Raw genomic sequence first — 1,356 nt, 5'->3', positions numbered from 1 at the left:
TTACTTTTTACTTTTTACTTTTTACTTTTTACTTTACAATAACATTCAATTAATTACTTATATATAATAAAGTGTCAGTTTTTTTATTCTTATTTCTCATCAGGGTGGATGTTTTGGTGTCTATTTATTATGCATAGATTATGCAATGTTTTTATTTATATGGGGGACATTCATTCTGCTCAAGCACTAGACATTAATTCGAATACGATTATTAATCAACAACAAAAGCATTAATTGGTGCATTAAAAGGGGCGCTCGGTGGAGATATTACCCAAGCCCTTGCCAATGGCTCAGCACCTTACCTTGCAGAAGCCATTAAGAGGGCGACCACCAATCCAGACGGCAGTGTCAACACTCAAGCCAATCTGGCCGCACACGCTATTTTAGGTGCACTACTCAGTGCAGCCAACGACAACAGTGCTCTTGCTGGAGGATTAGGTGCCCTCAGTGCAGAAGCAGCAGACAATCTTATCAAGAATGAACTCTACGGTGATAAATATTTTGCTGATTTAACCGAAGATGAGCGTCAAAACATTTCAGCACTTTCCCAAATAGCAGCTGCCGTTGCAGGCGGATTAACAGGTCACAGCACTAGCGATGTTACGCGGGGGGGCTATTATTGGTAAGAATGCAGTGGAAAATAATTACCTAAATGCACAGGAATTGTTAAAACTAAAGATATTGATCGTAAGATAAAAAACGGTACAGCAACGGATGAAGAAATAAAAGAAAGACAACGCTTATTGCTACTTGATGCACTGAGAGATGAAGAAGTCAATGAGATTTGTAGTACATGAATGACACCTCAGTGCATTGAACAAATAAAATTAGTTTATCAAGCTAAATATTCTTATGCTGGCTTAGCAGAACATCATACCCCTTACGATTTACTTGATTTTAATCCTGAGCAGAGGGAACAATTTAATGGACTACTTGAAGGGTACACTCCAGAATTTATTCATTTAGTAACAGTTAATAAGTATACCCCCGAAGAAGCTGAAGCTTATATTCTTCATAGAATAGACCAAGAAAGAAAATTTCAAGAAGCTTTGAACAGCATGCATCCTTTTGCAAGAGTGACAATGGAAATGCAACAAATCATCGGGATGGTTTGGGGAGTCAAAGCTGCTGAGGCATATTTACAACATCTAAAAAAAGTACCATTAGGATTAGGTTCAATAGGCCGAAGCGATAAATGTCAAGCGACCTGTCCGATTTTTTTACTGTTATTTCCATCATTTTCTTTGACTGGGTTAAATATTATTTCATCTTCATAATCCCAGTCTCTTGTATCTCGAGTATTCCAACGCTCTGGAAAGGTTAATTTAGCGACCCTATAGACTTCTTTTCGTTTAG

General features: G+C 37.7%; 3 protein-coding genes. All 3 read left to right on the top strand.

Annotated elements, in window-relative coordinates:
* Positions 1–233: 233 nt before the first annotated feature.
* The 3 genes from BMW37_RS16110 to BMW37_RS14855 all read left to right on the top strand — a co-directional run bounded on the left by BMW37_RS16110 (position 234) and on the right by BMW37_RS14855 (position 1,277).
* Positions 234–626: a VENN motif pre-toxin domain-containing protein gene (locus BMW37_RS16110; RefSeq protein WP_093322793.1), complete on the top strand. Its 393-nt coding sequence runs from the start codon at positions 234–236 to the stop codon at positions 624–626.
* Complete coding sequence (locus BMW37_RS16105) at positions 598–696, top strand: VENN motif pre-toxin domain-containing protein (RefSeq protein WP_425441808.1); 99 nt, start codon at positions 598–600, stop codon at positions 694–696. The genes BMW37_RS16110 and BMW37_RS16105 overlap by 29 nt, the downstream gene beginning before the upstream one ends.
* A gap of 101 nt (positions 697–797) precedes the next feature.
* Positions 798–1,277 (top strand): hypothetical protein, encoded by a 480-nt coding sequence (locus BMW37_RS14855; protein WP_093322790.1) that lies wholly within the window; start codon positions 798–800, stop codon positions 1,275–1,277.
* Positions 1,278–1,356 lie beyond the last annotated feature (79 nt).

Source organism: Thorsellia anophelis DSM 18579 (genome assembly GCF_900111395.1).
In the GTDB taxonomy this organism is placed as follows: domain Bacteria; phylum Pseudomonadota; class Gammaproteobacteria; order Enterobacterales; family Thorselliaceae; genus Thorsellia; species Thorsellia anophelis.
The sequence above is the reverse complement of the archived record's forward strand: the minus strand, read 5'-3'. Positions and strand labels throughout refer to the sequence as shown.